Genomic DNA, 5036 nt, shown 5'->3' with positions numbered 1-5036 from the left:
GCCCGCGTGCCCGACCCCGCAGGGGTCCGCATCTGGTCGGACGGGGATTCGACCTCCTACTACCTGACCGTCGCCCTCTTCGCCGAATGGGCCGCGCGCGGCGGCGTCCCCGTGCGGCAGGCCTCCTACCAGATCTCCTCCGGGCTCTGGCGGCCCGACTTCTTCGATTGGCCGGCCTACCTCGCCGCCGAGATGGCCCGCTACGACCCCGACGTCGTCGTCTTCATGGTCGGCGCCAACGATGCCAACCAGGTCACCTCGTCGGAGGTCTACGCCGCCCGCGTCGGCGCCGTCATGGACCTGCTCTACCGCCCCGGGCGGGTTGTGGTCTGGGTGGGGCAGCCGAACATGGGCCGGCCCGACCTGGCTGCCAGCATCCCGCGCATCAACGCCATCTTCCAGGAGCAGGCGGCCGCGCGGCCCTGGGTGCTCTACCTCGATACCTGGACGCTGACCTCGGCGCCAGGAGGGGGCTACACCGATACCCTGCCGGATGAGTACGGCATCCCCCGGCTGGCCCGCCTCTCCGATGGGGTGCACTTCACCCCCGCCGGCGGCCGCATCCTCGCGCTCGCCGTCGTCGCCGCCCTGCTCGAACCGGGGCGATAGCTGCCGGCCGCCGTACAATAGAGACCATGAGCATGCTGCCGACTCCCGGGACGCGCATTCTCGACGAGACCGACCAGCAGCACGAGCCGCCCTACCACCTGGTGCTGCTCGATGACGACGACCACACCTACGCCTACGTCATCCGCATGCTCGGCGACATCTTCGGCTACGGCCCCGAAAAGGCCTACGCCATCGCCTGCGTGGTCGATAGCCAGGGCCGGGCGGTGCTGATGACGGGCAGCCGCGATGCGGTGAAGGCCAAGCAGGACGCGGTCCACGCCTACGGGCCAGACCCGCTCATGCTGCACAGCCGCGGCAGCATGTCGGCCGTCATCGAGCCGGCCTTCCAGGGCACCGGAAGTTAACGTTCGCCCCCACGCAGGCCGCCCCGCGGTGCGCTACACTGGAAGCAGGTTGCGCAGGGTCTCCACACTGCTGTTGCCATCGAGCATCTCCACCCACCCACGCCCCGCGGCCGCCCGCTTGCAACTGCGCCCTGCCCCGGGGGCTCCCTCCGCATGACCTCGTCTGCCAGCATCGCAACGAAGACCGTCGGCGTGCTCGCGCTCCAGGGCGATTTTCGCGAACACCGCGAGATGCTGGAGGCGATGGGCCACCGCGCCCGGGAGATCCGCAAGCCGGCAGAGCTCGACGGGCTCGATGCGCTCATCATCCCCGGCGGCGAAAGCACCACCATCGCCCGGCTCATCCTCTCCAACGGCTTCCTCGAGCCGCTGCGCGACTTTTGCCGCAGCGGGCGGCCCACCTGGGGCACCTGCGCCGGCGCCATCCTCCTCGCCCGCCAGGTCGACCGCCTCGACCGGCCCGGCATCGAAGCGATGAACATCGCCGTCCGGCGCAACGCCTTCGGCCGCCAGCTCGAGAGCTTCGAGGCCGACCTCGCCATCGAAGGGCTCGACGGCCCGCCGTTCCGCGCCATCTTCATCCGCGCGCCGCTCATCGAACGGGTCGACCCGCCGGCCCGGGCGATCGCCCGGCTCGACGACGGCACCATCGTCGCCGCCCGGCAGGGCAACCTGCTGGCCACCGCCTTCCATCCCGAGCTGACCAGCGACACCCGGCTGCACGCCTTCTTCCTGACCATCGGCGAACCGCCGGGGAGCCCCAAATGAGCGACCTGCATGCCGAACCGCTCAGCCCCATCGATGCCGCCACGCTCTGGCCGCAGCTCCACCGGCTCGATACCGAAGTCATCGCCCTGCGCGGCGGGCAGAACCTGCTCGTCTCCAGCGGGCTGGCAGCGACCGGCATCACGCGCCTGCCGCGCGTGCCGCGGACGGCCGTTGTCGGGCTGCGGCGCGGGCTCAGCTACCGCGGCGTGGCCGTTGGCCGGGAGCTCGCCGGGGGCGCCGGCTGGGATGTCGCCTCGCTGCGCATCGGCCGCCCGCGCGATGACGATGCCGTGGCGGCGCTCCTCGTCGGTCTCAGCCGCGAGGTGGCGCTGCGCGGCGGCCGGATCCTGTACCTGCGCTACGCCGAGGGCTCTCCCCATGCGGCGGCCCTGCGCCGCGCCGGCTTCTATGCCTACCGCCTCGAGCGCCTCTACGCCGTCCGCGGCGGCCGCCACGAACCGCCCGCCGGCGGCCCCTTCCGCCCCGCGCAGCGAAGCGACCGCGCCGGCATCTTCCGCCTCTACTGCCGGGCAGTCCCCGAGATCGTCCGCCGCAACGAGGCGCCCGGGCAGCAGGAGTTCCGGGCCGTGCTCGATTCGTTCGATTGCGAGCACGAGTACGTGGCCGAGGGCGAAGGCGGCGCCCTCGCGGCGTGGGTCGGCATCGGCGAACGGGAGGCCCACCTGCTCTTCGACGGCCCCCGCGAGCTGCTCGAGGCCGCGCTCGACCTCGTGGAGGCGCATGTCCCGCGCCACGGCACCCTCGTGGTCGCCGAGCACCAGCCCGCACTCGAATCCGCCGCTCATGAACGCGGCTACCCGGCCCTCGGCGTTCGCCTCATGTGCGCCCGCCGGCTCGCCCGGGCCGAGACCATCAAGGAGGTTGTGGCGGTACCGGCCGAATCGTTCCCTGTGCCGCAATAAGCCGTGATGCAGTCCACGCCAGCACCCCTGCCCGACGAACAGATCATCACCGACGACCTCGACCTCCTGCTCGATGCGCTCCCGCCCCACATCTCGGGGCCGCTGCGCGAGGCCGAGCGCCGGGCCGACCTCCTCGAGGTGGTGATGGACCTCGGCCGCCTGCCCGAGGCGCGCTACCCCGGCCGCGAGGTCGTCCTCAGCCGCGAGGAAGTCACCGAGGCCGACCTGCAGTGGGTCATCGCCCGCATCGGCGATTTCGGCGACGACAACCGCGCGGGCATCGAACGCACCCTCCACCGCATCTCCTGCATCCGCAACCGACGCGGCAAGGTGATCGGCCTCACCTGCCGCGTCGGCCGCGCCGTCTACGGCACCATCCGCGTGATCGAAGACCTCGTCCTGAGCGGCAAGAACATCCTCCTCCTCGGCCGGCCCGGTGTCGGCAAGACGACGATGCTGCGCGAGGTGGCCCGCGTCCTCGCCGATGATGCCAACAAGCGCGTCATCATCGTCGACACTTCCAACGAAATCGGCGGCGATGGCGATGTGCCCCACCCGGCCATCGGCGGCTCCCGCCGGATGCAGGTGGCCACCCCGTCGGCCCAGCACGCGGTGATGATCGAGGCGGTCGAAAACCACATGCCGGAAGTCATCGTCATCGATGAAATCGGCACCGAGCTGGAGGCGCAGGCCGCCCGCACCATCGCCGAGCGCGGCGTCCAGCTGGTCGGCACCGCCCACGGCACCTCGCTCGAAAACCTGATGCTCAACCCCACCCTGGCCGACCTCATCGGCGGCATCCAGTCGGTCACCCTCGGCGATGAAGAGGCCCGCCGGCGCGGAACCCAGAAGTCGATCCTCGAGCGGAAGGCGCCGCCCACCTTCGATATCGTCGTGGAAATCGAAAGCTGGCGGCGGGTGGCGATCCACAAGAACGTCGCCGAGACGGTCGATGCCATCCTGCGCGGCTACCGCGCGCGCCCCGAGACGCGCCAGCTCGGCCCCAACGGCCGCATCGAAATCGTCGATGACGCCGAGCGCGAGGAAGGCGGCTTCGGCATGGGCGCCTCCCCGGGGAGCTACCCGGCCCGGGGCAGCACCTGGGAGATTGGCCACCGCCGCAACGGCGGCCACATCCGCGAGCGCCGCGAGGAGCCCGCCCCGGCGGAGTTCGAAAGCGCCGCGTTCGATGATGCTGCCGGCGAAGAGCCGTTGCCGCCCCGGGGCCCGCGCGGGGGCGTCACCCGGCTGTTTCCGTTCGGCATCCCGCGGGCCCGGCTCGAGCAGGCCGCGCGCGGCGTCGGCGCCCAGGTGGAGCTGGTCGATGACCCGGCCGACGCCGATGCCGTGATCACGATGCGCAGCTACTACCGCAGCAAGCCGGCCGCCCTGCGCGAGGCCGAGGAGCTCAACCTGCCGATGTACGTGGTCAAGAGCAGCGGCCTCTACCAGCTCGAGCAGGCGCTCCTTCAGCTGCGCGGCAGCCCGGGCGGGGCGGGCGGCCAGCGTCAGCCGCGGCGCGACCCGATGGTCGATGTTTTCCGCGAGACGGAGGAGGCGATCGCCCGCGTGCTGGAAGAAGGCCGGCCCGTGGAGCTCCCGCCGGCGAACAGCTACATCCGCCGGGTGCAGCACCAGCTCGCCACGCGCTACAACCTCGAGAGCCGCAGCTCGGGCAAGGAGCCGCTCCGCCGGGTGAAGATCCTGCCCCTCGGCGGGGGCGGCACCCCCTTCGAGCGATGAGCCGCGGCCCCTTCATCGTCTTCGAAGGCGGCGAGGGTTCGGGCAAGAGCACCGCGGCGGCGGCCGTCGCGGCTGCCCTCGAGGCCGAAGGCCGCCGGGTGGTGCACACGCGCGAGCCGGGCGGCACCCCCGCCGGCGAGCAGATCCGCGCCCTCCTCCATGAGCCGCTGGCCCCCTGGGCCGAGCTGTTCGCCTTCCTCGCCGCCCGCGCCCAGCTCGTCGCCGAGGTCATCCGCCCCGCGCTCGAAGCCGGCGCGACCGTCATCTGCGACCGCTTCGCGCCGAGCACCTTCGCCTACCAGGTCCACGCCCGCGGGCTCGACCCCGTGATCGTCCGCACCGCCAACCGCGCCGCTACCGGCGGCCTCGAGCCCGACCTCGTCGTCTACCTCGACCTCGACCCTGCCGAGGGGCTGGCCCGCAAGGCCGGCGAAGGCCGCGCCATCGCCACCGCCCACGAGGCGCTCGCCTTCCACCAGCGGGTCCGGGAGGGCTACCTCCTCCAGGCGCGGGACGACCCCGGCCGCTGGTACGTCATCGATGCCGCCCTCCCGCCCGCCCGGGTCGCCGCCCTTGCCCTCGAACGGGTGAGGAGGTTGGAGGTTGGAGGTTGAAGGTGGGAGGTGGG

6 protein-coding genes are annotated in these 5036 nt (G+C 72.2%); all 6 read left to right on the top strand.

Translation table 11 applies throughout. The features are described from left to right. Positions 1–609: GDSL-type esterase/lipase family protein (locus VAE46_RS05165; protein WP_322795851.1), on the top strand; the 609-nt coding region annotated here is incomplete at its 5' end. 26 nt (positions 610–635) lie between these two features. Further along, positions 636–974, top strand: a complete 339-nt coding sequence (locus VAE46_RS05160; protein WP_322795850.1) for an ATP-dependent Clp protease adaptor ClpS — start codon at positions 636–638, stop codon at positions 972–974. A 153-nt stretch (positions 975–1127) separates the two neighbouring features. Continuing rightward, positions 1128–1742, top strand: a complete 615-nt coding sequence (gene pdxT / locus VAE46_RS05155; RefSeq protein WP_322795849.1) for a pyridoxal 5'-phosphate synthase glutaminase subunit PdxT — start codon at positions 1128–1130, stop codon at positions 1740–1742. After that, positions 1739–2665, top strand: coding sequence for a hypothetical protein (locus VAE46_RS05150; protein ID WP_322795848.1), 927 nt, complete (start codon positions 1739–1741; stop codon positions 2663–2665). Before pdxT ends, VAE46_RS05150 begins: the two co-directional genes overlap by 4 nt. A 6-nt stretch (positions 2666–2671) precedes the next feature. Beyond that, entirely contained in the window at positions 2672–4408 is a 1737-nt protein-coding gene (locus VAE46_RS05145) for a R3H domain-containing nucleic acid-binding protein (RefSeq protein WP_322795847.1), read from the top strand. Next, positions 4405–5022 carry a dTMP kinase gene (gene tmk / locus VAE46_RS05140; RefSeq protein ID WP_322795846.1) on the top strand — a complete coding sequence of 206 codons (618 nt, stop codon included), beginning with the start codon at positions 4405–4407 and terminating at the stop codon, positions 5020–5022. The genes VAE46_RS05145 and tmk overlap by 4 nt, the downstream gene beginning before the upstream one ends. Positions 5023–5036 lie beyond the last annotated feature (14 nt).

Origin of the sequence: Tepidiforma sp., assembly GCF_034433535.1 — a bacterium.
Lineage (GTDB): Bacteria > Chloroflexota > Dehalococcoidia > Tepidiformales > Tepidiformaceae > Tepidiforma.
This window is presented reverse-complemented; position numbering and strand designations above follow the sequence as displayed.

Bases quoted from the DNA above. Each gene is read 5' to 3' on its own strand.
- VAE46_RS05150 (WP_322795848.1), top strand. From the start codon at position 1,739: ATGAGCGACCTGCATGCCGAACCGCTCAGCCCCATCGATGCCGCCACG.
- pdxT (WP_322795849.1), top strand. From the start codon at position 1,128: ATGACCTCGTCTGCCAGCATCGCAACGAAGACCGTCGGCGTGCTCGCG.
- VAE46_RS05160 (WP_322795850.1), top strand. From the start codon at position 636: ATGAGCATGCTGCCGACTCCCGGGACGCGCATTCTCGACGAGACCGAC.
- tmk (WP_322795846.1), top strand. From the start codon at position 4,405: ATGAGCCGCGGCCCCTTCATCGTCTTCGAAGGCGGCGAGGGTTCGGGC.
- VAE46_RS05145 (WP_322795847.1), top strand. From the start codon at position 2,672: ATGCAGTCCACGCCAGCACCCCTGCCCGACGAACAGATCATCACCGAC.